The organism is Luteimonas pelagia, assembly GCF_054776035.1.
In genome coordinates this window covers 351,302-374,715 of record NZ_BAAHCG010000002.1, presented here as the reverse complement: position 1 = coordinate 374,715, position 23,414 = coordinate 351,302, and the positions used below count along the sequence as shown (strand labels likewise).

The following is a 23,414-nucleotide window of genomic DNA, read 5'->3' as shown; positions in this document are numbered from 1 at the left end:
GCTGCGCGCATGGGCAGCCGTCCCGACCCGAACCGCGCCCCCGGCCGCGAGGCCCTGCGCCTGTTCCACAGCGGCGAACACGCCTGCGGCTACTTCGACGACCGCAGCGCCCGCGACCTGGTGCTCGACCCCGGTGACCCGCGCCTGCCGCAGCTCTACCCGCTCGTGCTCGACTGGGGCTTCCGGCGCTCCGGCGACCTCGTCTACCGGCCGCACTGCCGCGGCTGCCGCGCCTGCGTCGCGGTCCGCGTGCCCGTCGCGCGCTTCCGGCCCAACCGCAGCCAGCGCCGGTGCCTGGCGCGGAACCACGACGTGCAGGCCCGCGTGCTGCCCGCCGAACGCACGCGCGAACACCTCGCGCTCTACCGGAAATACCTCTCGACGCGGCATGCAGGTGGCGGCATGGATGCGCACGGCGGCGCGGAGTTCGACCAGTTCCTGCTCGGCCGCTGGTCGAACGGCCGCTTCATGGAACTGCGCCGGCGCGACGACCACGCGCTGCTGGCGGTGGCGGTGACCGACCTGGCCGGGGACGCGCTGTCCGCCGTCTACACCTTTTTCGATCCCGACGAGGCGGGGCGGGGCCTCGGCACGCTGGCGATCCTCGAGCAGATCGCCTGGGCGCGGCGCGAGGCGCGTGCCCACCTCTACCTCGGCTATTGGATCAACGGACACCCGAAGATGGACTACAAGCGACGCTTCCGCCCGCTGGAAGGATTCGACGGACGCCGCTGGGTGCCGTTTCCGGCCGAGGCCGCGCGATGAAGGCGGCCCTCGCCCTCCTGCTGCTGCTTGCCCTGGTCCTGCTGCTGGCGGGCTGCGTGCGCGTGTTCGTCCATGGGAATCCACCCGGGCCGCCGCCCCTGCGCGTCGCGACGTACAACACGTCGCTGTACGACGAGGCGGCCGGGGGCCTGGCGCGGCGGCTCGCGGCGGGCGACGCGGACGCCCGCAAGGTCGCCGCGGTGCTGCAGCGGGTGCGGCCGGACATCGTCCTGCTCAACGAGTTCGATTTCGACGCCTCGGGCCGCGCGGCGGACCTGTTCCAGCGCGATTACCTGGAGGTCCCGCAGCCGGGGGGCGGCCCGGCGATGCGCTATCGCCACCGCTACTTCGCACCGGTCAACACCGGCGTCCCGAGCGGGCTGGACCTGGACCGCGACGGCACCGTGGGCGGCGACGGGCGCGCGCGCGGGAACGATGCGTTCGGGTACGGCCTGCACCCGGGCCAGTACGGGATGCTCGTGCTGTCCCGCCACCCGATCGACGCCGCCGCCGTCCGCACCTTCCAGCGGCTGCCCTGGAGCGCGATGCCCGGCGCGCGCGCGCCGCGCGACCCGGCCACCGGCGGCGTCTGGTATCCCGAGGACACGTGGCGCCGGCTCAGGCTGTCGTCGAAATCGCACTGGGACGTGCCGGTGCGCACGCCGCACGGCACAGTGCACCTGCTCGCGGCGCATCCGACGCCGCCGGTGTTCGACGGGCCCGAGGACCGCAACGGTGCGCGCAACGCCGACGAGATCAGGTTCTGGGCGGACTACCTCACGCCATCGACTTCGGGTTGGATCTGCGATGACGCGGGACGCTGCGGCGGGCTCGATCCCTCGGCGTCGTTCGTCGTGGTCGGCGACTACAACGCCGACCCGGTCGACGGGGATTCGGCGCCGGGCGCGATCGCGCAGTTGCTCGACCATCCCCGCGTGCAGGCCGGCTTCGTGCCCCGCAGCGCCGGCGCCGTCGCGCAGGCACGGGCCCACGGCCTTCCGCGCCGGGGCGATCCGGCGACCCACACGGGCGACTTCGGGCCGAAGGCCGGCACGATGCGGCTGGACTACGTGCTCCCGTCGCGCGACCTGGCGATCGTCGACGGCGGTGTGTTCTGGCCGGCGCCCGGGCAGCCGGGCGAGGGCATCGCAGCAGGCTCGGACCACCGCCTGGTCTGGCTCGACCTGCGACGCGGCGGCACGCGACCGCGCGACTGACGCACGGGCAGGCGCTACGCCTTCTTCGCGCGATGGCCAGACCTGGACCCCGGTTTCGCGGACTTGGGTCCCTTGCCGCCGGCCGCTTTCTTCGTCGCCTTCTTCGCGCCCTTCTTCGCGCCCTTTTCCGCGACCTTCTTCGCGGGCCTGTCGGCCGGCTTCTTCGCCGGATGCGCCGGCCCGGGCGCCTCCTCGATCTCCGGCTCGGCGGCCGTGACTGGCGCCACTGCCGTGCGCGGGCCGAAGCCGAAGGCCTGGTCCCCGCGCGCGGACACGATCATCCGCACCATGTTGGTGGGGAACATCAGCTGCAGGTCGACGTGCTGGCCGCTGGTCGTGTGGCCGTCCATCACCAACTGGATCAACGGGCCGCCCGTGTCGACCTCGCGGCACAGGACGTACTGGCCGCCCTCCTCGCCCTGCAGGTAGGGCGTGATCGCGGCGCCGAGCGCCTCGATCGCCTGGGGGAAGAAGAACACCGCGTAGCCGTTGAAGTCGTTCATTGCCCGGCGCCTCCGCGCGCCCTCATTCGAGTGTGATGCGCAGCGCCGAGGCCGCGCCACGCGCCACCCGGCGCGCTTCCTCCACGTCGCCCGCGCGACCCAGCGCGACGCCGACGCGCCGCTTGCCCTCCACGCGCGGCTTGCCGAACAGCCGCAGGTCCGCGCGCGGATCGGCGAGCGCCGACTCCACGGCGCCGAACACCGGCACGCCGGTGCCTTCCGCCAGCACCGCGCACGAGGCCGCCGGGCCATGCCGCGGCACGAGGCCTTCGGCATCCAGGTGGACCGGCAGGCCCAGGATCGCGCGCGCGTGCAGCGCGAACTCGCTGAGCGGCTGCGATGCGAGGGTGACCAGTCCCGTGTCGTGGGGGCGTGGCGAGACTTCGCTGAACCAGACCTCGTCGCCGCGCACGAAGAATTCCATGCCGAAGACGCCCCAGCCCCCCAGGTCGTCGGCGACCCGGCGCGCGATGTCGCGCGCGCGCTCCAGCGCCAAGGCCGACATCGGTTGCGGCTGCCAGCTCTCGCGATAGTCGCCATCGACCTGGGTGTGGCCGATCGGCGCGCAGAACGCCGTGCCGCCCGCATGGCGCACGGTCAGCAGCGTGATCTCGTACTCGAAGTCGATGAAGCCCTCGACGATGCAGCGGCCCGCACCGGCGCGGCCGCCCGCCTGCGCATACGACCACGCATGCCCGATGTCGGCCTCCGAGCGCACCGTGCTCTGGCCCTTGCCCGAAGAGGACATCACCGGCTTCACGACGCAGGGGATGCCGACCGCGTCGATCGCCTCCCGGTACTCGGCCTCGGTGTCCACGAACCAGTAGGGCGACGTCGGCGCGCCGAGCGTCTCGGCGGCGAGCCGGCGGATGCCCTCGCGGTCCATGGTCAGGCGCGTGGCGCGCGCGGTCGGCACGACGCGCCGGCCGGCCCCCTCGGCCTCGAAGCCGCGCTCGAGGTCGACGAGGGTCGGCGTGTGGATCGCCTCGATCTCCGGCACCACCAGGTGCGGTCGCTCGCGCTCGACGAGCGCGCGCACCGCCGCGCCGTCGAGCATGTCCAGCACGTGGCTGCGATGAGCCACCTGCATCGCCGGCGCATCGGCATAGCGGTCGGCGGCGATGACCTCGGCGCCGAGGCGCTGCAGTTCGATCGCGACCTCCTTGCCGAGCTCGCCGGACCCGAGCAGCAGCACGCGCGTGGCGCGGGTGGACAGTGGCGTGCCGATCGTGACGGCGGCCGGCCTGGCGTGGGCGTCTGGCATGCATGCGGATCGCGTCGGGGGACGCGCAGTCTAGCCCGGCCCCGGGTGACCGCCGCCGCGTGCGCGTGCCATCCTCGCCCCATGCGTACGCCGACGAACCGCTTCGCAACGCCTGCCCGCTCGATGCTCGCCGCCGTCCTGGCCGCGGTCGCCACCGGCTGCGCCTTTTCCGAGGCGCCGCATGCCCAGCTGTCCGGCCTGCTCACCGACGACCGCCTGGACGAGGTGAGCGGACTGGCGGCATCGCGCCGCCACGACGGCACCCTCTGGGTGCACAACGACGGGGGCAACGGCCCGCACCTGTACGCCATCGGCGCGCGTGGCGCGCTGCAGGGCCGGCTCACCCTGGACGGCGCGGACAACACGGACTGGGAGGACATGGCGGCGTTCCGGCTGGACGGCCGGGACTACCTGCTCGTGGCCGACGTCGGCGACAACGGCGGCCTGCGCCACACGCTGCAGTTGCACGTCATCGAGGAGCCGGCCGAGCTTTCCGGCGCGATGCGCGCCGCGCCCGCGTGGTCGATCGCGTTCCGCTGGCCGGACGGCGCGCGCGACTGCGAGGCGGTCGCGGTCGATGCCGCCTCGGGCCGGGTGCTGCTGGTGTCCAAGAAGCGCCAGCCCCCGGAGCTGTTCGCCGTTCCCCTGCGTCCGGCCGGCGACGGCGTGCAGGTCGCCGAGGCGCTCGGCACGCTCGCGCACGTCCCCGCGCCCAGCGACCTGCCGGGCAACGGCACCACGGAAGCGGTGCGGGGCCAGGTCACGGCCGCGGACCTGTCCCCGGACGGCCGCGAACTCGCCGTGCTCACCTACGACGAAGCCCTCGTCTATGCCCGCCGCGACGGCGAGCCGTGGGCCGCGGCCGTCGCGCGCCCGCCCCGCCGCCAGCCGCTCCCGCTGCTGCCGCAGGCCGAGGCCCTCGCCTGGCGGAACGATGGCCGGCGCCTGCATGCGACCGGGGAGTTCCGTCCCGCTCCGCTGTTCCTCGTCGATCCGGCCGACTGAGCCGACGGACGGCATTGCACGACTGATATCAATTTGATATCAATTCCTCCATCGTCGCTCCGCGACCCCTCCGGAGGCCCGCGCCATGAAGGAAAACCCCATCCGCTCGTTCGCGGGCATCCCGGTCCTGCTCCTGCTGGTGGCGCTCATCGCCGCCAGCGCCTGGGGGCTCGTCCTCGCGGTCTCCGGCCAGGCAGGCATCGGCGCGCTCTGGGCGTCCATCCTCGTCGGCGCACTCGCGATCTTCAGCCTCGTCGGCCTGTACATGGTCGAGCCCAACCAGTCCGCCGTGCTCAGCCTGTTCGGCAAGTACGTCGGCACCGTCCACGAGAACGGCCTGCGCTGGAACAACCCGTTCTTCTCCAAGCGCAAGGTCTCGCTCCGGGTTCGGAACTTCGAGAGCGGCCGGCTCAAGGTCAACGAGCTCGACGGCAGTCCGATCGAGATCGCCGCGGTGATCGTCTGGAAGGTGGTCGATTCGGCCGAGGCGGTCTTCAACGTCGACGACTACGAGAGCTTCGTCCACATCCAGTCCGAGGCCGCCTTGCGCGCGATGGCGACGAGCTATCCGTACGACCAGCACGAGGAAGGCCAGGTCTCGTTGCGCAGCCACCCGGTGGAGATCAGCGAGCGCCTGAAGGAGCAGCTCGACGAGCGCCTGACCGAGGCCGGCGTGGACGTGATCGACGCCCGCATCAGCCACCTCGCCTACGCGCCGGAGATCGCCCACGCGATGCTGCAGCGCCAGCAGGCCAACGCGGTGATCGCCGCGCGCACGCGGATCGTCGCCGGTGCCTGCGGCATGGTCGAGATGGCGCTGGCCGAGCTGCAGAAGAGCGGCGTGGTCGAACTCGACGAGGAGCGCAAGGCGGCCATGGTCAGCAACCTGCTGGTGGTGCTGTGCGCCGACCGGAGCACGCAGCCGGTCGTCAACGCCGGCTCCCTGTACTGAGGCCGGGGCCATGCCGACCCACGCCATCGTCGCGCTGGTGTTCGCGGCGAGCAGCCTGCCCGCGTTCCTCGTGGCGCGCCTGCTGGGCGGTGGACGGCTGCCGTTGACGGGCAACCTGTCGGCGCTGCGCGACGACGCCCGGCGGGACCTCGACCGGCGACTGGCGGTGCTGATGCGCGCGGTCGGCTGGGCGATCCTGGTCACCGCCGGCGGCATCTGGTGGGCGGCCGGCGATACCACGCGGACCACAGCGGTGGTGGTGCTGATGGCGGTGGTCGTCAACGCGCTTGCGGTGCTGATGCTGGTGGCCGTCGCGCGCAGCCGCCGGCAGGGGACGCCGCGCCGATGAGCGAGAAGAAGGCCTTCCCGCTGCGCATCAACGCGGAGATCCTCGCCGCGACGCAGCGCTGGGCCGACGACGAACTGCGCAGCGTCAACGCGCAGATCGAATACGTGCTTCGCCACGCGCTGCGCGAAGCCGGGCGCCTTCCCGCGCCCAGGGACGAAAAGGACAGGAAGCAGAAGGGACGATGAGCACGCGCTGGACCTGCAAGGTGGTCGACGTGAAGGCCGGCTTCCTCGAAGTGAAGGCCGCCACGGTGCAGGAGACGCTCAACCCGCTCGGCCTGCAGGGCCGGGCGCTGGTGACCGCGCAGCAGATCGCCACGTGCGTCCGCCTCTACCTCAACAAGGAAATCTGAGATGACGATTCGGACCATCCATTTGATGCTGTCGGCATGCCTCGGCCTGCTGCTGGCCGCGACCACGGCGGTCGCGCAGGAGTCGGCCGCGGCGCCGGCCGACGCGGCCGGCCAGCGCGCGATCGCGACGGCGGCCACCCTGCTCGATCATCTCGACGCCGGGCGCTTCGACGCGGCCGAGGCGATGTTCACGAGGGAGATGGCGCAGGCCGTCCCCGCGGAGAAGCTTGCCCAGGTGTGGCGCGCGCTCCCCGCGCAGGCGGGCGCGCCGGGGCCGCGCGGCGCGGCCGGCGTGGAAGTGGCCGGCGACGGCCGCGCGATGGTCACCATCCCGCTGCCACACGCGAAGCTCGACCTGCTCGCGCGCATCGCGGTCACGGCCGACCAGCGCATCGCCGGCTTCCTGGTGCAGCCCGCGCCCCCGCCGCCCGCCGCGGCGCCTGCGGGGGACGCCGGCTTCACCGAACGCGACTTCGCGTTCGAAGGCCTCCCGGGGACGCTCGCGATGCCGGACGCCGCGGGCAAGGCATCGCCTGTGCCGGCGGTGGTGCTGGTGCATGGCTCCGGGCCGCACGACCGCGACGAGACGATCGGCCCGAACCGCCCGTTCCTCGACATCGCGCGCGGGCTGGCCGCCGAGGGCATCGCCGTGCTGCGCTACGAGAAGCGCACGAAGGCCCACCCCCGGCAGTTCACCGACGGCGACTTCACCATGGACGAGGAGACGACCGACGACGCGGTCGCCGCCGTGGACGCACTGCGCGAGGTGGAGGGCGTCGACCCCGACGCGGTGTTCGTCCTCGGCCACAGCCAGGGCGGGATGCTCGCGCCCCGCATCGCCGCGCGCTCGGGCAAGGTCGCCGGCCTCGTGCTGTTCGCCGCGCCCGCGCGCTCGCTGCTCGACCTGCTACCGGAACAGAACCGCTACCTGGTGTCGCTCGACGGCACGATCGACGCCGCGGAGCAGGCGCACTTGGACGCGCTCGACGCGCAGATCGCCGCGGTGCGAAGCGACCGCGCCGTCACGGCCGCGGACACCCCGCTCGGATTGCCGCCCGGCTACTGGCGCGCGTTCGAGGCGATCGATCCGGTCGCGGACGCGCGCGCGGTCGACGTGCCCATGCTGGTGGTGCACGGCGGCCGCGACATCCAGGTCGTCGAAGCGGACTGGACCCGCTGGCGGGACGCGTTCGCGGACGACGCACGGGTGGTGCTGAAACGCTATCCGTCGCTCAACCACCTCGGCATCGCGGGCGAGGGTCCCGGTTCAGCCGCCGAATACCAGACACCCGGCCACGTCGACCCGACGCTGGTCTCCGACATCGCGGCGTGGGTCCACGCACGCGCCGACTGACGGGAGGGTTCCGATGCTGCATATCGTCCGGATGATCCAGGGTCGCCACGGCGGCCGGCTCGTGCGCCTGCTGGTGGCGCTGAGCATCGCGCTGCTGGCCGCGGGCATCGCGTTGTGGGGACGCGGCTGATGGCCCGGTCCAAGGCGCTCGACAAGGCGGACTGGCAACTCGCGCCGGCGTCCGCGCGCGTCCGGGGCTGGCTCTTCGGTCTGGCGTTCCTGCTCCCGGTGGTGCTCGTCATCGTGGCCTTGGCCGCGACGATGGGCGGCGGGACATCGGGATCGTTGCTGGCCGGGAGCGTCGCGCTCACCTGGCTTGCTTCCGTGGGCGGCGTGGGGCTCGCCACCGGCGTGGTCTGGTTCGTGCTCCACCGGGCCCTCCGGCGCCATCGGATCGAGCTCGACGGCGCCAACCTCGTGGTCAGGACCACGTTCTACACGCGCACCATCCCGATCGCGGACGTGCGCGTCGACCAGGCGCGGAGCGTGGTGCTCGCGGAGCGGCCCGAGTACCGCCCGACGCTGAAGACGAACGGATTCGCCCTGCCCGGCTTCTCCAGCGGCTGGTTCCGCCTGCGCAACGGCGAGCGCGCGCTCGTCGCCACCTCGGGCGGTCCCCGCGCCGTCTGGTTGCCGACGACGCGCGACCATGCCGTGCTGCTGGAGCCCCGGCGTCCGCAGGCGCTGCTCGACCGGCTCGCGGAATTGGCGGCCGACCAGGCGCGCCGCTAACCTGCGGCCATGCGCCCCGCGCCCCGCCACCGCCGGCACCTGCTCAACACGACCGACATCGAGGTCTGGCCCGGCGGACTGCTGCGGGCGCGCAACAGCCACGACGACCGGCTGCTGGCGCGTGCCCGCCATGTCCTGCGGCGCAAGCGCGACGGACGCTACCTGGCGGCGGACACGGACGAGGGCCTGGTCCCGATGGTGCAAGGGCTTGCGGGCGAGCCGGGCCTGGCGCAGGCGCGGCATGCGCTGGCCCACCGCGTCCACCGCCGCGCGGGCGTCGAGCACGTCGGCACCCTGCCCCTCGGGCAGCTCGCATCGCGCCTGGCGTCGCTCGGGCTGGACGCGGACGCCTATGCCGACCGGACCGGACTGCCGCTGGTCCCCGAGCCGGACTGGCTGCAGTCCGCAGGCAGGGACCGCTACGCGCGCCCGCTCTGGCTGCACGTCGACGCTGCCGCCGCCTGGGCGCGCATGCGCGTGCACGCACTGCGCGACGGCGTCGTGCTGGAGGCGATTTCCGGTTACCGCAGCCACGACTACCAGCTCGGCATCTTCGAGCGGAAGCGTGCGCGCGGACTCTCGGTGGACGACATCCTCTCGGTCAACGCGGCGCCCGGCTTCAGCGAGCACCATTCCGGAAGGGCGCTCGACATCGGCACGCCCGGGGAACCGCCCGCCGAGGAAAGCTTCGAGGCGACGCCCGCGTTCGCGTGGCTCTCGCGCCACGCGCGCGGGCACGGCTTCGCGATGAGCTATCCGCGCGACAACCCCCACGGCATCGTCTACGAGCCTTGGCACTGGATGCACGGGGCCGACGCGACGGGTTGAGCGTCGCTCAGCCCTGCGACCGGGGCGTCGGCCTCGCCGCCTGCGCCGCGGTGTCGGCGATCCGCCAGAGATAGAGCGCGGCGAGCGTCCGGTACGGCGCCCAGCGCTCGCCCCGTTCGGCCAGCGAACGCGGGGGCGGCGGCGTGTCGAGGCCGTCGACGACCTGCACGCCCTTGCGGATGCCGAGGTCGTCGACCGGCAGCACGTCCGGCCGCCCGAGCCGGAACATCAGCATCATCTCGACGGTCCAGCGGCCGATGCCGCGGATGGGCACGAGTGCGGCGACGATCTCGTCGGCCGTCATCGTCGACATGCGGCGCGTCGTGGGAATCTCGCCACGCGCTTCGCGCGCCGCCAGGTCGCGCAGGGCGAGCGCCTTGTTGCCCGACACCCCGCAGGCCCGGAGGGCCGCGTCGTCGATGCGGGCCAGCGTGTCGCAGTGGAAGCGGTCGCTTCCGATCGCCGCCTCCACGCGCGCGACGATCGTGGCGGCGGCCTTGCCGGACAGCTGCTGGTACAGGATCGCGCGGGCCAGCGCGTCGACAGGATCGAACGGACGCCGCCAGCGCGGATCCGCCGGCAGCGGGCCCAGGCGCTTCATCCAGCCCGCGAGGCGCCGGTCCCGCCGCGCGAGGTGGGCGTGGGCCGCGTCGATGTCGAAGCCGCGGGCGTGGCGCGGCATGGTCAGCGCCGCGCCAGGTCCACGGCCAGCACGAGCCAGCCGACGATCATCAACATCCCGCCCCAGGGCGCGGCCATCGACGGCACCCCGAACAGGCGCGCGGCGACCAGGCTCCCGGCGAACAGCACGGTGCCCGACAGGAGCAGCAGCAGCGGCACGGCGCCCCCGGGACGGGCTGCGCGCGGTGCGAGCGCGGCGAGCGCGACGCCGTTGCCGAACGCGAACAGCGCGGCCATGTAGAGATGCGCGCGCACCTCGCCGTCCGCGCCGTGCGCCGCGTACGCGGCCAGCGCCGTGCCCGCCGCGGCGAGCATGGCGCCGGCGGCGCCCACGCCGCGGACAGGCCATCGAAGCGCGGAAGGCGGAGCGGTCACTGGAGACGGCATGCGCGGAACGATATCAGCCGGGACACGGAGTCCGGGAACGGAGGCCGGAAACGAACGCGCCGCGGCGAACCGCGGCGCGTCGATGCCTCGTTGGACGGTCGCCTTACTTGACCGGCCAGTACACGTCGAACTGGCCGTCGGCCTCGAAGCCACCGGCGATGCCGGACTTCCAGACTTCGAACGGACGATCCTGCGTCTCCAGGCCCTGGGTCAGCGCCCAGGCGCGCAGGGCGTCACGGACCGCCGGCAGGCCGGCCATGTGGCCGCGATGCGCGGTGACGACGACGCGGCGCGCTTCGACGTGGCGGTACACGGTCGGGTTGCCGTCGCCGGACACCTTGACCTCGATCTGCGCCGCATCCGGGCCACGGATCGCGACGATCGGGGTCGGCGTCTCGTCGGCGGCGTCCTCGTCCTCGCCCCCGGTGGCGTCGGCGTCCGCATCGGCGCCCTCGTCACTGTCGTCTTCCGCCGCGTCCGTGGCGGCCGGGCCCGTGCCCTTGCGGCGCACCGGCTGGGCGACGTCGAAGGTGTAGTTCTCGCTGCCGAACTCGGTGGTGATGATGCGCACCGGGCCGGCGGCCTCGAGGTTGTTGGCGTCCATGGTGCGGCGGATCCACTCCATGTTCGCGTTCATCTGGCGGCGCAGCACGTCGTTGTTGCGCTCGACGGTGGCCTCGACGACCAGCATGTTCTCGGCGGGCAGCTCGACCAGCGCCGGCTCGACCGGCAGGATCGAGTAGTCGAAGTTCGGCACCGTGGCCAGCATGTTGCTCAGGCGCTGCAGGCCGAACTTCATGCTGTCGCCGACGCTGCGCGGCACGTACAGGCCCTGGTAGCGGCCGAGGATGTCCCAGCCGTAGTCGACGTCGTAGGTCTGGGTGATCTTGACGTTGCGGTTGTTGCGGCCGGTGGGCTCCAGCGTGAACGTCATCGTCTTGTCCTGGCCGCGCAGCGGGTTCTCGAGGCGGTAGACGACGCGCTCGCCCGGCACGGCCTCGACGATCTCCCACTTGCCCGTGCCGACCTTCGGCTCGCTGGAGACGTAATTGAAGGTCGCGCCTTCACCCTGCTCCGGACCCGTCGTCTCGGTCCGCATGGCCGGATCCTGCAGCACGACCGGGTTCCAGTCGTCGAAGCGGCGGGTGCCGGAAATCGTGTCGTAGACGATCTGCATCTTGCGGTTGGTCTCGACCTCGGCCTCCAGGTGCCGCGAGGACGGCAGCAGGATGCCGACGACCAGGAACAGCGCGGCCACCATCGCCAGCGCAATCAGGATCTCGATCAGACGGGTCATTCAGGGTTCTCCAGGGGGTTCCGCCGCGTCTCCCCCGGGTCCGGGGCGCGCAGTCCGTCATCGTACCAAGGAACCCCGGCCCCGGTCAGCCCGCGCCGTTCACGGTTTCACGCGGTCCGCGCCGGCCCGCGGGGCCCGTGGGCCGGGGCCTGGTGGTGCCAGGCCAGCGGCCGCTCAGACCAGCTGCAGCTCGAAGGCCTTGAGGACCGCCCGGGTGCGATCGCGCACGCCGAGCTTGCTCAGGGTGAGCGGGCGCCGCTTGCGAGCCATCGGCTCGCGCGCCCGCGAACGCCCGCCGCGACGCGGCGGGCTGGGCATCCTGCCGATCAGACCAGCTGCAGTTCGAAAGCCTTCAGTACCGCCCGGGTGCGATCGCGCACGCCGAGCTTGCTCAGGGTGAGCGGGCGCCGCTTGCGAGCCATCGGCTCGCGCGCCCGCGAACGCCCGCCGCGACGCGGCGGGCCGGGCATCCTGCCGGTCAGACCAGCTGCAGTTCGAAAGCCTTCAGTACCGCCCGGGTGCGATCGCGCACGCCGAGCTTGCTCAGGATGTTGGACACGTGGTTCTTGATCGTGCCCTCCGCCACGCCCAGCGAATTGGCGATCTCCTTGTTGGAGAAGCCGGATGCCATGAGCCTGAGGATCTCGGTTTCCCGGTCGGTCAGCGGGTCCGGGCGGTCGAGGCTGACGAAGTCGTTGCGCATGTGCTCCAGGCCCGACAGCAGGCGCTGGGTCACCGCCGGCTGCACCAGCGAGCCGCCGGCGGCCACGGTCTTGATCGCGCCCACCAGCTGGTCGAGCGACACGTCCTTGAGCAGGTAGCCCTTCGCGCCGGCCTTCAGGCCGGCCAGCACCAGCTGGTCGTCGTCGAAGGTGGTCAGGATGATCGTCGGCGGCAGCTGGCCGATGCGCGACAGGGCCTGCAGCGCCTCGAGCCCGGACATGACCGGCATGCGCATGTCCATCAGCACCACGTCGGGCTTCTCGCGCGGGACGGTCTCCAGCGCCTGCTTGCCGTCGGCCGCTTCCGCGACGACCTCGATCTCCTCCGACAGCGCGAGCAGGGAACGGACGCCCTGGCGTACCAGGGTCTGGTCGTCGACGAGGCATACGCGGATCATCTGTCGCTCCTTGTGACGGCCCGCGCCGCGTCGACGCGGGTCCGTGGCGGTTCGATGGAAACGTGTCGCGGGGCCGGTCCGGACCTCATGCCGCTTCGCCCCGGGCCATGGCCGGCGAGGCCGCGGCGCCGCTGGCCGGCAGCCAAAGGGCCACGCGGAAGCCGCCCTCCGGCACGGTGCCGAAGTCGAGGCCACCGCCGGCCGCCAGCAGCCGCTCGCGCATGCCGCGCAGGCCGTTGCCCGGCGACGCCGCGTCGGCGCCGCGCCCGTCGTCCCTGGCCTCGATCGCGATGCGGCCGTCCTCGCGTCGCACGCGGATCCAGAGGTGGTCGGCCTCGGCGTGGCGCACCGCGTTGGTGATGATCTCCTGCGTGCAGCGCAGCAGGACATGTGCCCGCTCGGGGTCGTCCAGGGTGAGCGGTTCGTCGATGTCCATCGCGATCGACAGCGAGGGCACGTGCTCGGCGAGCGGCCGCAGCGCCGCGCCCAGGTCGATCGCGCCGCTCTCGCGCAGCGCGCTGACCGCCTCGCGCACGTCGGTCAGCAGCAGGCGCGCGAGCGTGTTGGCCTGCGTCACGTGCTCCCGCACCCGCCCCTCGGACAGGTGGCCGGCGACCTCCAGGTTGAGGCTGAGCGCCGTGAGGTGGTGCCCGAGGAGGTCGTGCAGTTCGCGCGAGATGCGGGTGCGTTCGTTGACGCGCGCGCTCTCGGCCAGCAGCGCGCGGGTGGCGCGCAGTTCGGCATTGAGCCGCCGCTGCTCCTCGCGCGCCTGCGCCTGCTGCCGCGCCACGAGGCTGGTGACGTAGATGAAGCCTGAGAAGCCGGCGTACATCAGCGACTGCATCAGCGCCTCGACCAGCGGGAAGCCCAGCGCGCGGACGAACACCGGCACGACGGCCAGCTGGCTCAGCAGCAGCCAGGGCACGCCCACGGACATCGGCAGCAGCCACGGCAGCACGCAGGCCGCGACCATCAGCAGGATGCTGCCCAGTCCACTGGAGCTGTAGTAGCTGACGGCGATCGCGCTCGCGGTCAGCACCACCAGCAACAGGTAGTCCAGCGCGGCCACCCGCCGCGCGCCGAGCCCGCGCGTCAGCCAGGCGTAGCTCAGCCCGAACGCGCCGTACGCCAGCCATCCGTGCCAGTCCCAGCGCGCGACGCTGGCGGCCTCGTCCACGCCGGGCACCGGCACCAGCCACGAATACAGCAGCGGCGCACCGACGACGGCCCAGGTGAACAGGCCGGCGTAGCGCAGCAGGCGGGTATGGGTGAGGCGCGCGAGCATGCCGCATCCTAGCGCCTGGAACGGGCGCGGCAGGCCGGTCGGAAGTCATGCCTCCAACGCCCCGGCGCGGTCTCGGGCGCGGCGCCGGACGCCCCGGACGTGCGATAATCCGCCGGAGCACCGCCGAGGCCGCGCAAGACGGTCCGGCCATCGCCACGGAGAGCCGGGAGCCTGGGAATGTCGATTGCCGTCCGCGACGTGCGCGAGCACGAGCTGGATTCCGTCCTTGCCCTGAACAACGCCGCCGGTCCCGCCATCCTGCCGCTCGACGCGGCCCGCCTGCGTCGCTTCTACGACAGCGCCGAATACTTCCGCGTCGCCGAGCGCGACGGGACGCTGGCCGGCTTCCTGGTCGGCTTCGGCCCGGACGCCGGGCACGACAGCAGCAATTTCCGCTGGTTCCGCGAGCGGCATCCGGACTTCTTCTACATCGACCGCATCGTCGTCGCGAGCCGGCGCCGCGGCGGCGGCGTCGGCCGCGCGCTGTACGCGGACGTGCAGAGCTACGCCGAGCTGCGCCACCCGCAACTGGCCTGCGAGGTCTTCCTGGACGAGGGCAGCGACCCGGCCCTGCTCTTCCACGGCAGCTTCGGCTTCCGCGAGGTCGGCCAGCACGTCATGGAGACCGCCGACGGCCGGCGCATCCGCGCGTCGATGCAGATGAAGGAACTCTGCAGCTTCGCCTGGGTGCGGGACACCTACGGCGGCCGCCTTCCTGACGTGTCCTGGCTGCCCGCGCCGCGCCGCGTGCACGCCGCGGATGCCGCCCCCGGCGCCGACGAGGCGCCGCGCCCGACGGGGACCTGCCGCTGATGTCGGCCCAGGTGGATTACGCCCAGGCCGGCGAACTGAAGATCGGGCAGGTCGGCATCGCCAACCTGCGCGTCACCACGCTCGACATCGACCGGCTCGCCGCGGAGATGCGCGATCGCGTGCAGCGTGCGCCGAAGCTGTTCGCGCGCGCCGCGGTCATCGTCGACTTCAGCCCCCTGCCCGCCCTGCCCGACCACGCGACGGCGCGGGCGCTGCTCGACGCCCTGCGCGACGCCGGGGTCATCCCGGTCGCGCTGGCGTACGGCAGCAGCGACAACGAACGCCTCGCCGAGTCCCTCGGCCTGCCGCTGCTGGCGAAGTTCCGAGCGCAGTACGAGCGCGCGGGCGATGCCGGCACGCCTGCCCCGGCACCCGCGCCGGTCGAGCGGGCACCGGAACCGGCCGCGCCCCGCGGCGCGCCGGCCCCGGCGCCGCAGGCCCCGGCCGGCGACCCCGGGATGATGCACGCCACGCCGGTGCGCTCGGGCCAGCAGGTCTACGCGGACAACCGCGACCTCACGGTCATGGCCACGGTGGGCGCCGGCGCGGAGGTCATCGCCGACGGCTCGATCCACATCTACGGCGCCCTTCGCGGTCGCGCGCTCGCCGGCGCGCAGGGCCACGAGAAGGCGCGGATCTTCTGCCGCGAGTTCCATGCCGAGCTGGTCGCCGTGGCCGGCCACTACAAGGTGCTCGAGGACATCCCGGCCGACCTGCGCGGCAAGGCCGTGCAGGTCTGGCTGGAAGACGGACAACTCAAACTCGCCGCGCTCGACTGAGCCGGCACCAACGGAGGACCACCACTTGGCCGAAATCATCGTCGTCACCTCCGGCAAGGGCGGAGTCGGCAAGACCACCACCAGCGCCAGCCTGGCCTGCGGCCTCGCGCGCCGCGGCAAGAAGGTCGCTGTCATCGACTTCGACGTCGGCCTGCGCAACCTCGACCTGATCATGGGTTGCGAGCGCCGGGTGGTCTACGACTTCGTCAACGTCATCCAGGGCGAGGCGTCGCTGCGCCAGGCGCTGATCAAGGACAAGCGCTTCGAGACGCTGCACGTGCTGGCCGCCTCGCAGACGCGCGACAAGGACGCGCTGACGAAGGAAGGCGTGGAGAAGGTCCTCAAGGACCTGGCCGACGACGGCTTCGACTACATCGTCTGCGACTCGCCCGCCGGCATCGAGAAGGGCGCGTTCCTGGCGATGTACTTCGCCGACCAGGCGGTGGTCGTGGTCAACCCCGAGGTCTCCTCGGTGCGCGACTCCGACCGCATCCTCGGCCTGCTCTCGTCCAAGACCCGCCGCGCCGAGAACGGCGAGCGGGTCAAGGAGCACCTGCTGCTGACCCGGTACAGCCCGCAGCGCGTGGGCACCGGCGAGATGCTGTCGATCGGCGACGTGGAGGAAGTGCTCGGCCTGAAGACGGTCGGCGTGATCCCCGAGTCGCCCGACGTGCTCAACGCCTCCAACAAGGGCGAGCCGGTGATCCTGGACATGGAATCCAACGCCGGTCAGGCCTACGACGACGCGGTCGCCCGCCTGATGGGCGAGGAGCGGCCGATGCGGTTCACCCAGCTGGAGAAGAAGGGGTTCTTCAGCAAGATGTTCGGGGGTTGATGCATGGGCCTGTTCGATTTCCTCAAGACCAAGAAGAACACCGCGTCCATCGCCAAGGACCGCCTGCGCATCATCATCGCGCAGGAGCGGACCACGCATGGGGGCCCGGACTACCTGCCGCTGCTGCGCCGCGAACTGCTGGAGGTGATCCGCAAGTACGTCAGCGTGGACGCCGAGGCGGTCAAGGTCGACCTGGTGAAGGACGGCGAGCACGACGTGCTCGACATCTCCGTCGCCCTGCCCGACTCGGACGAGGGCGAGGCGCGCGCGGCCGCCGCCGGCGGCTGACGGGCGCGCACGGCGCGGTGCGGCACCGGCCGCGCCGTCGCCCGGCGACACGATGCTGACGCTCGCCGACACCGGCTTCGAGGCGCCCGGCGCGCTGCTCGCCCGCTTCGGCGTGACGCTCCAGCGCGTGGCCGCGGGCGGCGACATCCCCGGCAGCTACTGGGGCCCGCCCGAGGCCGGGCTCGTCGGGGCGACCGTGTATGCCCGCGACGACACGCCGGTGCATTCGCTGCTGCACGAGGCGGCCCACCTGATCGTGCTGCCGCCGGCGCGCCGGGCCGCGGTGCACACCGACGCCACCGATTCGATCGAGGAGGAGGACGCGGTCTGCGTGCTCCAGTCGCTGCTGGGCGAGGCCCTGCCGGGCGTCGGTGCCGCGCGCGTTCTGTCCGACATGGATGCCTGGGGTTACACGTTCCGGCTCGGTTCGGCCGCCGCCTACGTCGAACACGACGCGGAATCCGCCTGGGCCTGGCTGCAGTCGCGCGGCCTGGTCGACGATGCGCGCCGCCTGCGCCTGCCCTGACGCCGACGACCGATGGCCACCGCCGAATCCGCCCGCCGCCTCGTCGCCGACCACCCCTGGCTGTCCGCGCGCGTGGCGCTGGGCCATGGCGCCAACCGCGTGGTCGTCGAGGATCCGGACCACGCGGGCTGCTGCCTCAAGGTGCCGCTTCCCCCCGAAGCACGGACGCGTGGCGGCCTGCGTGCGCGACTGCGTCGTCGCCTTGCGGCGCGGTTCCCGGGCCTGTCCGAGAACGCGACCGAGCTGCGCGCGTGGCGCCGCCTGCGCGCACGCATCGACGAGACCCGCCTTGCCGAACGCATCGCACCCGTGCACGGACTCGTGCGGACGCCCGCCGGGACCGCGCTGCGCTGCTCGCTGGTGCGCGACGACCGCGGCGATCCGGCGCCGAGCCTCTATGCCCTGCTGTCGGGCGTGCCGCGCTGGCCGGCCGACGCGCTGTGCGCGGCCGTCGACGACCTGGAGGCCTGGCTGCTCGCGCATCGCGTGCCGTTGTTCGACCTGAATGCGGGGAACTTCGTGGTGGTCGGCGACCGGGGCCGCCCGCGCCTGGTCTGCGTCGACGCGAAATCCACGGTCTCGGGCCGAGCATTGCTGCCGCTCGCACGCTGGTTCCCGGCACTTGGACGACGGAAGCTCGTCCGCCGCGCGGCCCGGCTGCGCGCGCGGATCCGCGCCGCGGGCGCCTGAACCGGCCCGCCGCCGGCTTGCGGCGGTCCCGGCCCGGCACTAGCCTGCCCCTCCACCCCCGACCGCGCCCGACCGGGCGCCTGCCCGAGGATTGCCCGTGAAACCACGCCATGCCCTGCTCGCGCTCGCCGTCGTCTCGGCGCTGAGCCTGTCCGCCTGCACCCGCGAACCGGCCGGTTCCGACGCCGCCTCCACCGGGTCCACCGCGTCGCGCACGCCCCCCGCCGACGAGACCGCCGACCAGTTCATCGCGCGCGTCAACGAGGAGTTCAAGTCGCTCTACGCGGAGCTGAGCGCGGCCCAGTGGATGTCCGCCACGTACATCAACGACGACTCGCAGATGGTCGCGGCCAAGGCCAACGAGCGCTGGTTGTCCCAGCTCAACGCCTGGATCGAGCAGGCCCGCCGTTTCGAGGGCCAGGACATGTCGCCGGAAACGGCGCGCGCCATCAACCTGCTCAAGCTCAGCACCGCGATGCCGGCACCGAAGGATCCGGCCAAGCTCGAGGAACTGACCCAGATCGTCACCCGCATGGAAGGCATGTACGGCTCCGGCGCGTACTGCACGGACAAGGACGACCCGGAGACCTGCCGCCAGCTCGGCGACCTGGAGGACGTGCTCCGCGGCGACCGCGACTACGACGCCCAGCTCGAGGCCTGGCGCGGCTGGCACACGATCGCGCAGCCGATGCGCGAGGACTACGCGCGGTTCGTCGAGCTCGTCAACGAGGGCTCCAAGGAAATGGGCTTCGCCGACGCCGGCGAGATGTGGCGCGCGGGCTACGACATGAGCCCGGCCGAGATCCACGCCGAGAGCGACCGCCTGTGGAACCAGGTCAAGCCGCTGTACGAGCAGCTGCACTGCTATACCCGCGCCAAGCTCGAGGAACAGTACCCGGGCCGCGGCACGGTCGACGGCGGCCTGCTCCCCGCCCACCTGATGGGCAACATGTGGCAGCAGGACTGGGGCAACCTCTGGGACATCCTGCAGCCGTACGAAGGTGCCGGCAGCCTGGACATCACGTCCGCGCTCGAAGCGCAGGCGCAGCGCAACTACACCGCGCAGCTGGCGAAGTTCCCCAACCCGACGCCGCAGCAGATCGTCGAGGCCGAGCGCGCGGCGCAGCTGCAGACCGCGAAGGAGATGACCGAGCGCGCCGAGGAGTTCTACACCGCGCTCGGCATGCAGGAACTGCCGGAGACGTACTGGGAACGCACGCAGTTCATCAAGCCGCGCGACCGCGACGTGGTCTGCCACGCCAGCGCCTGGCCGATGGACACCGAGGGCAAGGACGTCCGCACCAAGATGTGCATCAAGCCCAACGAGGAAGACTTCACCACGATCTACCACGAGCTGGGCCACGTCTATTACTACCTCCAGTACAAGGACCAGCCGCCGATCTTCCAGGCCGGCGCGCACGACGGCTTCCACGAGGCCATCGGCGACACGATCGTGCTGGCGATGACGCCCGACTACCTGCAGTCGATCGGGCTTGCCCAGGGCCAGGCGCAGAGCCAGGAGGCGCTGATCAACGCGCAGATGCGCATGGCGCTGGCGAAGGTGTCGTTCCTGCCCTTCGGCCTGATGATCGACCGCTGGCGCTGGGGCGTTTTCGACGGCTCGATCACGCCCGAGAACTACAACCAGGCCTGGTGGGACCTGAAGGCCCAGTACCAGGGCGTGGCGCCGGTGGAGGCGCGCGGCGAGGAATTCTTCGACCCGGGCGCGAAGTACCACATCCCGGGCAACACCCCGTACCTGCGCTACTTCCTATCGCACGTGCTGCAGTTCCAGATGTACAAGGCGCTGTGCGACGCGGCCGGCCACGACGGCCCGCTGTACGAATGCAGCTTCTACGGCAACGCCGCGGCGGGCGAGAAGTTCAAGGCGATGCTCTCGAAGGGCGCCAGCCAGCCGTGGCAGGACACGCTCAAGGAACTGACCGGCGGCGAGAAGATGGACGCTTCCGCGGTCCTCGAGTACTTCGCGCCGCTGCAGGCTTGGCTGACCGAGCAGAACGCCGGCCGCACCTGCGGCTGGACGGCCGATGCCGCGGGCGCCACGCCCGCGAAGCCGGCCGCCAAGCCGGCCGCCAGGGACGACGCGGCCAAGGCGGCCGGCGACGCCGACAAGGCCACGGGGGAAGAGGTGAAGCCGGACGCGGCCGACTCGGACTGAGTTCGCTTCAATCGCGATGACCTCGGCGGGCCGGCGATGCCGGCCCGCCGCATTTCCGCGTCCACGAACGCCTACCGGCCGCGTCCGCGCCCGCGCTTGAAGCGCTTCTTGAACTTGCCGCGGACGCGTTCCAGCGCACGCCTGACCGGACCGCTGCGCCGGGTCGCCGGCTCCGGGGTGCCCTTTGCCGCCGGTCCGGGATCGCCGAGCGCGAAGGCGGCCACGTCCCGCCACACGTCGGCGGGAAGGCCGCCCCCGGTCACGCCGTCCATCGGCGTGTTGTCGTCGTTGCCGATCCAGACACCGATGGCCAGGTCGCCGGCGAGCCCGACGAACCACGCGTCGCGGTGGTCCTGCGTCGTGCCGGTCTTGCCGAACACCGGCGTGCCCAGCCGCGCGGCGCGCCCGGTGCCCTGGTCCACCGCGCTCCAGAGCATGTCCAGGAGCATCGCGCGATGCGCGGGGTCCAGCGGCTTGCCGGCGTCCGCGTCGCCACGATCGCCTTCCCCGGCCGGGACGCCCCGCGGCCGGACCGGCGCCTGGCCGGCGGGCAAGGCGGCGAACGCGGCCACCAGCTCCATCAGGCCGACCTCCGACGTCCCGAGGGCGAGCGTCGGATCGGCGGAAAGATCGCTCTCGATGCCCAGGTCCCGCGCCGCACGCACGACGGCCCCCGGCCCGACGCGATCGATCAGCCGCACCGCGGCCACGTTGCTGGAGCGGGCGAAGGCGTCGCGGAGCGTCACCGTCCCGGCGTAATCATCCGAGTAGTTGGCGGGCTGCCAGCCGTCGCGCGACGCGAGCCGCGTGTCCTCGACCGTGTCATCGGGCGTCATGCCGTCGCGCAGTGCGGCGAGGTAGACGAACAGCTTGAAGACCGAGCCGGGCTGCCGCCGCGCCTGGGTCGCGCGGTCGAACTGGCTGTCCGCGTAATCGCGTCCCCCCACCAGCGCCAGCACCTCGCCGTGCCTGTCCATCACCACCACCGCGCCCTGGCCCGCGTTGGCCGCCGCGCCCCGCCCGTCCAGTGCCCGCCGCAGCACGGCCTCCGCGTGGCGCTGCAGGCGGCCGTCCAGGGTCGTGCGCACGGCCTGTTCGCCGTGGGCGACGCCCGCGGCCGACTTGGCCTGGCGCGACACCCAGTCCGCGAAGTAGCCGCCCACCGGCAGCTCGTCGCGGCCCGGCCGCACGCGCGCGTCTCCCGCGGCATCGGCCTGTTCGCGCGTGACCATGCCCGCGTCCACCATGCGGTCGAGCACCACGCGGGCACGGGCACGTGCAGCGGCCGGGTCGCGGGTGGGCGCCAGCGCGGACGGCGCCTTGATGAGGCCGGCGAGCATCGCCGATTCCGCCAGGTCGAGGTCCTCGGGCGCCTTGTCGAAGTAATGGCGCGCGGCCGCGCGCAATCCATGCACGCCATCGCCGAAGTAGACGGCGCTCAGGTACCTGGACAGGATCTCGTCCTTGTCGAGCCGCAACTCGAGCCACAGGGCACCGATCGCCTCCTGCACCTTCCGTCGCAGGGTCCGGTCGCTGTCGAGGTAGGCGACCTTCGCCAGCTGCTGCGTGATCGTGCTGCCGCCCTGCTCGATCCCGCCCGCGATTGCGTTCTCGCGTGCGGCGCGGGCGATGCCGATCGGGTCGACCCCGGGGTGCGACCGGAAGCGCCGGTCCTCGATCGCGACCACGGCATCGACCATGTGCCGCGGCAACGTGTCCACGGACACCGGGGTGTCCTTGTAGGCGCCACGGCGGGCGAACGGTTCGCCATGCCGGTCGAGCAGCACGATGGCGGGTTCTGCGAGCGGTTCGAAGGCGCGGTCCACCGGCATGAGCGCGGCGAACAGCACGAAGACGGCGGACAGGATGCCGACCGCCGCGGCGACGCGCCGCCTCCGGCGCGTCCAGCCACGCGGGTGCAGGGTCGCCCCGGGGGCGGGTTCGGATCGCAAAGGGAATTCGGTCGGGGCGTCCATGCGGCCGGCAGCGGGTCTGGACGTGCCGGTGTACCAGCGCGGGCGTGAATCCGGCGCCGATTCGATACACCCGATCGCGGCGAACCGGCGACTGCGCGATACTCGGCGCATGCACGCCACGCCCCTCTTCGACCGTTCCAGCCCCGATCTCCAGCCACAGCCAGCGGCGCGCGCCCGTGCGCTCGCCGCGCGGTTCTACGTCGATCCGGCGATGGTGGCGCTCGACCGCGCCGCGATCTTCGACCGCGGCTGGCAGCTGGTGGCGCACGTGTGCCAGCTGCGCGACGCGGGCGACCACGTGGTCGCGGACCTGGGCGGGTTGCCGGTGATCGCGGTGCGCGGGGCCGACGGCGAGGTGCGCGTGATGCACAACGTCTGCCGGCACCGGGCGGGCCCGATCGCCAGCTGCGACGGGCTGGCCGCGAAGTCGCTGCGCTGCCGCTACCACGGCTGGACCTACACCCTGGACGGCACGCTGCGCTCGGCGCCTGAAATGGGTGACGCCGTCGACTTCGAACCCTCCCAGGTGCGCCTGCCGCAGCTCGCGGTGCGCATCTGGCAGGGCCTCGTGTTCGCGGCCGTCGACGCGGCGAGCGCACCGCCCTTCGAGGCGTTCGTCGCCGGTATCGACGAGCGGCTCGGCGCGGACCGGGGCCTGCCGGAGTTCGGGCACCACCAGCGCGTTGGCTACGACGTGGCCTGCAACTGGAAGGTCTACGTCGACAACTACCTCGAGGGCTACCACGTCCCGCACATCCACCCCGGCCTCAACCGGCTGCTGGACTACCGCAGCTACGTGACCGAGACGGCCGACTGGTACTCGTACCAGTGGAGCCCGCTGGAGAGCGACGATGCGCTGTATGGCGGCGGGGACGCCCTCTACTACTGGCTGTGGCCGAACACCATGCTCAACATCCTGCCCGGCCGGCTGCAGACCAACCGCGTCGTGCCGAAGGGCGTGGACCGGTGCCGCGTGGAATTCGACTTCTACTACACGGTCGACGCGTCCGGCGAGGCGCGCGCGCGGCGCGACGCCGACCGCGCCTTCAGCGACGAGGTGCAGCTGGAGGACCTGACCATCTGCGAGGACGTGCAGCGCGGGCTGGCGTCCGGGTCCTACGTGCCCGGCCGGCTCAACCCGCTGCGCGAGAACGCCGTGCACCACTTCCACGAGCTGCTGCGCCGCACCTACCGCGAACACGCCCAAGGCGACGCCCCACCCCTGTAGGAGCGCCCC

General features: G+C 72.5%; 26 protein-coding genes and 1 pseudogene. 18 read left to right on the top strand and 9 right to left on the bottom strand.

The window, feature by feature from the left end; translation table 11 throughout:
• The first annotated feature begins 9 nt into the window (after positions 1 to 9).
• Positions 10 to 765, top strand: a complete 756-nt coding sequence (locus tag ACYU7H_RS06890; protein WP_460813412.1) for an arginyltransferase — start codon at positions 10 to 12, stop codon at positions 763 to 765.
• Positions 762 to 1,982, top strand: coding sequence for an endonuclease/exonuclease/phosphatase family protein (locus ACYU7H_RS06885; protein ID WP_460813411.1), 1,221 nt, complete (start codon positions 762 to 764; stop codon positions 1,980 to 1,982). Before ACYU7H_RS06890 ends, ACYU7H_RS06885 begins: the two co-directional genes overlap by 4 nt.
• A 14-nt stretch (positions 1,983 to 1,996) precedes the next feature.
• Here the strand turns inward: ACYU7H_RS06885 and ACYU7H_RS06880 are convergent, their stop codons facing one another.
• Together ACYU7H_RS06880 and purT are read right to left on the bottom strand one after the other, a co-directional pair.
• Entirely contained in the window at positions 1,997 to 2,485 is a 489-nt protein-coding gene (locus ACYU7H_RS06880) for a hypothetical protein (protein ID WP_460813410.1), read from the bottom strand.
• Between the two features lie 22 nt (positions 2,486 to 2,507).
• Entirely contained in the window at positions 2,508 to 3,749 is a 1,242-nt protein-coding gene (gene purT, locus ACYU7H_RS06875; protein WP_460813409.1) for a formate-dependent phosphoribosylglycinamide formyltransferase, read from the bottom strand.
• Between the two features lie 81 nt (positions 3,750 to 3,830).
• Between purT and ACYU7H_RS06870 the strand changes: the two genes are divergently transcribed.
• The 8 genes from ACYU7H_RS06870 (at position 3,831) to ACYU7H_RS06835 (ending at position 9,321) form a co-directional block, all read left to right on the top strand.
• Positions 3,831 to 4,754 (top strand): hypothetical protein, encoded by a 924-nt coding sequence (locus tag ACYU7H_RS06870; RefSeq protein ID WP_460813408.1) that lies wholly within the window; start codon positions 3,831 to 3,833, stop codon positions 4,752 to 4,754.
• 85 nt (positions 4,755 to 4,839) lie between these two features.
• A complete protein-coding gene (locus tag ACYU7H_RS06865) occupies positions 4,840 to 5,706 on the top strand; it encodes an SPFH domain-containing protein (RefSeq protein WP_460813407.1) in 867 nt (288 codons plus the stop codon).
• A gap of 10 nt (positions 5,707 to 5,716) precedes the next feature.
• Complete coding sequence (locus ACYU7H_RS06860) at positions 5,717 to 6,055, top strand: hypothetical protein (protein WP_460813406.1); 339 nt, start codon at positions 5,717 to 5,719, stop codon at positions 6,053 to 6,055.
• Entirely contained in the window at positions 6,052 to 6,240 is a 189-nt protein-coding gene (locus tag ACYU7H_RS06855; protein ID WP_460813405.1) for a type II toxin-antitoxin system antitoxin, read from the top strand. The genes ACYU7H_RS06860 and ACYU7H_RS06855 overlap by 4 nt, the downstream gene beginning before the upstream one ends.
• Positions 6,237 to 6,407, top strand: coding sequence for a hypothetical protein (locus tag ACYU7H_RS06850; protein ID WP_460813404.1), 171 nt, complete (start codon positions 6,237 to 6,239; stop codon positions 6,405 to 6,407). The genes ACYU7H_RS06855 and ACYU7H_RS06850 overlap by 4 nt, the downstream gene beginning before the upstream one ends.
• A 1-nt stretch (position 6,408) precedes the next feature.
• A complete protein-coding gene (locus tag ACYU7H_RS06845) occupies positions 6,409 to 7,761 on the top strand; it encodes an alpha/beta hydrolase (protein ID WP_460813403.1) in 1,353 nt (450 codons plus the stop codon).
• 129 nt (positions 7,762 to 7,890) lie between these two features.
• Complete coding sequence (locus tag ACYU7H_RS06840) at positions 7,891 to 8,493, top strand: PH domain-containing protein (protein ID WP_460813402.1); 603 nt, start codon at positions 7,891 to 7,893, stop codon at positions 8,491 to 8,493.
• Between the two features lie 9 nt (positions 8,494 to 8,502).
• Positions 8,503 to 9,321: a M15 family metallopeptidase gene (locus ACYU7H_RS06835; RefSeq protein ID WP_460813401.1), complete on the top strand. Its 819-nt coding sequence runs from the start codon at positions 8,503 to 8,505 to the stop codon at positions 9,319 to 9,321.
• A gap of 7 nt (positions 9,322 to 9,328) precedes the next feature.
• Here ACYU7H_RS06835 and ACYU7H_RS06830 read toward each other — a convergent pair whose 3' ends face one another.
• The 6 genes and pseudogenes from ACYU7H_RS06830 to ACYU7H_RS06805 form a co-directional block, all read right to left on the bottom strand.
• Complete coding sequence (locus ACYU7H_RS06830) at positions 9,329 to 10,003, bottom strand: DNA-3-methyladenine glycosylase family protein (protein ID WP_460813400.1); 675 nt, start codon at positions 10,001 to 10,003, stop codon at positions 9,329 to 9,331.
• Positions 10,004 to 10,005: 2 nt separating this feature from the next.
• Positions 10,006 to 10,335 carry a DUF423 domain-containing protein gene (locus ACYU7H_RS06825; RefSeq protein WP_460813399.1) on the bottom strand — a complete coding sequence of 110 codons (330 nt, stop codon included), beginning with the start codon at positions 10,333 to 10,335 and terminating at the stop codon, positions 10,006 to 10,008.
• 157 nt (positions 10,336 to 10,492) lie between these two features.
• Positions 10,493 to 11,686 carry a polyketide cyclase gene (locus tag ACYU7H_RS06820; RefSeq protein ID WP_460813398.1) on the bottom strand — a complete coding sequence of 398 codons (1,194 nt, stop codon included), beginning with the start codon at positions 11,684 to 11,686 and terminating at the stop codon, positions 10,493 to 10,495.
• Positions 11,687 to 11,860: 174 nt separating this feature from the next.
• Positions 11,861 to 11,929: pseudogene (locus ACYU7H_RS06815) on the bottom strand (DNA-binding response regulator); the annotation flags it as partial.
• Positions 11,930 to 12,164: 235 nt separating this feature from the next.
• Complete coding sequence (locus ACYU7H_RS06810) at positions 12,165 to 12,806, bottom strand: response regulator (RefSeq protein ID WP_460813397.1); 642 nt, start codon at positions 12,804 to 12,806, stop codon at positions 12,165 to 12,167.
• An 85-nt stretch (positions 12,807 to 12,891) separates the two neighbouring features.
• Positions 12,892 to 14,091, bottom strand: a complete 1,200-nt coding sequence (locus tag ACYU7H_RS06805; RefSeq protein ID WP_460813396.1) for a sensor histidine kinase — start codon at positions 14,089 to 14,091, stop codon at positions 12,892 to 12,894.
• A gap of 177 nt (positions 14,092 to 14,268) precedes the next feature.
• Between ACYU7H_RS06805 and ACYU7H_RS06800 the strand changes: the two genes are divergently transcribed.
• From ACYU7H_RS06800 to ACYU7H_RS06770, 7 genes are all read left to right on the top strand, one after another.
• Positions 14,269 to 14,904 carry a GNAT family N-acetyltransferase gene (locus tag ACYU7H_RS06800; protein ID WP_460813395.1) on the top strand — a complete coding sequence of 212 codons (636 nt, stop codon included), beginning with the start codon at positions 14,269 to 14,271 and terminating at the stop codon, positions 14,902 to 14,904.
• On the top strand, positions 14,901 to 15,683 hold the full coding sequence (gene minC, locus ACYU7H_RS06795; protein ID WP_460813980.1) for a septum site-determining protein MinC: 783 nt from the start codon (positions 14,901 to 14,903) through the stop codon (positions 15,681 to 15,683). Before ACYU7H_RS06800 ends, minC begins: the two co-directional genes overlap by 4 nt.
• A gap of 25 nt (positions 15,684 to 15,708) precedes the next feature.
• Positions 15,709 to 16,518 (top strand): septum site-determining protein MinD, encoded by an 810-nt coding sequence (minD, locus tag ACYU7H_RS06790; protein WP_460813394.1) that lies wholly within the window; start codon positions 15,709 to 15,711, stop codon positions 16,516 to 16,518.
• Positions 16,519 to 16,521: 3 nt separating this feature from the next.
• Positions 16,522 to 16,806, top strand: coding sequence for a cell division topological specificity factor MinE (gene minE, locus ACYU7H_RS06785; RefSeq protein ID WP_460813393.1), 285 nt, complete (start codon positions 16,522 to 16,524; stop codon positions 16,804 to 16,806).
• Between the two features lie 52 nt (positions 16,807 to 16,858).
• Positions 16,859 to 17,332 (top strand): hypothetical protein, encoded by a 474-nt coding sequence (locus tag ACYU7H_RS06780; RefSeq protein ID WP_460813392.1) that lies wholly within the window; start codon positions 16,859 to 16,861, stop codon positions 17,330 to 17,332.
• A 12-nt stretch (positions 17,333 to 17,344) separates the two neighbouring features.
• Positions 17,345 to 18,022: a YrbL family protein gene (locus ACYU7H_RS06775; RefSeq protein ID WP_460813391.1), complete on the top strand. Its 678-nt coding sequence runs from the start codon at positions 17,345 to 17,347 to the stop codon at positions 18,020 to 18,022.
• Between the two features lie 97 nt (positions 18,023 to 18,119).
• The gene (locus ACYU7H_RS06770) at positions 18,120 to 20,201 is read left to right on the top strand and encodes a M2 family metallopeptidase (RefSeq protein WP_460813390.1); all 2,082 of its coding nucleotides are present in this window, start codon (positions 18,120 to 18,122) and stop codon (positions 20,199 to 20,201) included.
• Between the two features lie 71 nt (positions 20,202 to 20,272).
• On the opposite strand, the gene ACYU7H_RS06765 is transcribed toward ACYU7H_RS06770, so the two are convergent.
• On the bottom strand, positions 20,273 to 22,177 hold the full coding sequence (locus tag ACYU7H_RS06765) for a transglycosylase domain-containing protein (protein WP_460813389.1): 1,905 nt from the start codon (positions 22,175 to 22,177) through the stop codon (positions 20,273 to 20,275).
• Between the two features lie 109 nt (positions 22,178 to 22,286).
• Between ACYU7H_RS06765 and ACYU7H_RS06760 the strand changes: the two genes are divergently transcribed.
• Positions 22,287 to 23,405, top strand: a complete 1,119-nt coding sequence (locus ACYU7H_RS06760; RefSeq protein WP_460813388.1) for an aromatic ring-hydroxylating oxygenase subunit alpha — start codon at positions 22,287 to 22,289, stop codon at positions 23,403 to 23,405.
• Positions 23,406 to 23,414 lie beyond the last annotated feature (9 nt).

Bases quoted from the DNA above. Each gene is read 5' to 3' on its own strand.
- ACYU7H_RS06855 (WP_460813405.1), top strand. From the start codon at position 6,052: ATGAGCGAGAAGAAGGCCTTCCCGCTGCGCATCAACGCGGAGATCCTC.
- ACYU7H_RS06780 (WP_460813392.1), top strand. From the start codon at position 16,859: ATGCTGACGCTCGCCGACACCGGCTTCGAGGCGCCCGGCGCGCTGCTC.
- ACYU7H_RS06860 (WP_460813406.1), top strand. From the start codon at position 5,717: ATGCCGACCCACGCCATCGTCGCGCTGGTGTTCGCGGCGAGCAGCCTG.
- ACYU7H_RS06890 (WP_460813412.1), top strand. From the start codon at position 10: ATGGGCAGCCGTCCCGACCCGAACCGCGCCCCCGGCCGCGAGGCCCTG.
- ACYU7H_RS06820 (WP_460813398.1), bottom strand. From the start codon at position 11,686: ATGACCCGTCTGATCGAGATCCTGATTGCGCTGGCGATGGTGGCCGCG.
- minE (WP_460813393.1), top strand. From the start codon at position 16,522: ATGGGCCTGTTCGATTTCCTCAAGACCAAGAAGAACACCGCGTCCATC.
- ACYU7H_RS06835 (WP_460813401.1), top strand. From the start codon at position 8,503: ATGCGCCCCGCGCCCCGCCACCGCCGGCACCTGCTCAACACGACCGAC.
- ACYU7H_RS06830 (WP_460813400.1), bottom strand. From the start codon at position 10,003: ATGCCGCGCCACGCCCGCGGCTTCGACATCGACGCGGCCCACGCCCAC.
- ACYU7H_RS06840 (WP_460813402.1), top strand. From the start codon at position 7,891: ATGGCCCGGTCCAAGGCGCTCGACAAGGCGGACTGGCAACTCGCGCCG.
- ACYU7H_RS06845 (WP_460813403.1), top strand. From the start codon at position 6,409: ATGACGATTCGGACCATCCATTTGATGCTGTCGGCATGCCTCGGCCTG.
- ACYU7H_RS06885 (WP_460813411.1), top strand. From the start codon at position 762: ATGAAGGCGGCCCTCGCCCTCCTGCTGCTGCTTGCCCTGGTCCTGCTG.
- purT (WP_460813409.1), bottom strand. From the start codon at position 3,749: ATGCCAGACGCCCACGCCAGGCCGGCCGCCGTCACGATCGGCACGCCA.
- ACYU7H_RS06810 (WP_460813397.1), bottom strand. From the start codon at position 12,806: ATGATCCGCGTATGCCTCGTCGACGACCAGACCCTGGTACGCCAGGGC.
- ACYU7H_RS06805 (WP_460813396.1), bottom strand. From the start codon at position 14,091: ATGCTCGCGCGCCTCACCCATACCCGCCTGCTGCGCTACGCCGGCCTG.
- ACYU7H_RS06870 (WP_460813408.1), top strand. From the start codon at position 3,831: ATGCGTACGCCGACGAACCGCTTCGCAACGCCTGCCCGCTCGATGCTC.
- ACYU7H_RS06800 (WP_460813395.1), top strand. From the start codon at position 14,269: ATGTCGATTGCCGTCCGCGACGTGCGCGAGCACGAGCTGGATTCCGTC.
- ACYU7H_RS06865 (WP_460813407.1), top strand. From the start codon at position 4,840: ATGAAGGAAAACCCCATCCGCTCGTTCGCGGGCATCCCGGTCCTGCTC.
- ACYU7H_RS06760 (WP_460813388.1), top strand. From the start codon at position 22,287: ATGCACGCCACGCCCCTCTTCGACCGTTCCAGCCCCGATCTCCAGCCA.
- ACYU7H_RS06775 (WP_460813391.1), top strand. From the start codon at position 17,345: ATGGCCACCGCCGAATCCGCCCGCCGCCTCGTCGCCGACCACCCCTGG.
- ACYU7H_RS06850 (WP_460813404.1), top strand. From the start codon at position 6,237: ATGAGCACGCGCTGGACCTGCAAGGTGGTCGACGTGAAGGCCGGCTTC.
- ACYU7H_RS06765 (WP_460813389.1), bottom strand. From the start codon at position 22,177: ATGGACGCCCCGACCGAATTCCCTTTGCGATCCGAACCCGCCCCCGGG.
- ACYU7H_RS06880 (WP_460813410.1), bottom strand. From the start codon at position 2,485: ATGAACGACTTCAACGGCTACGCGGTGTTCTTCTTCCCCCAGGCGATC.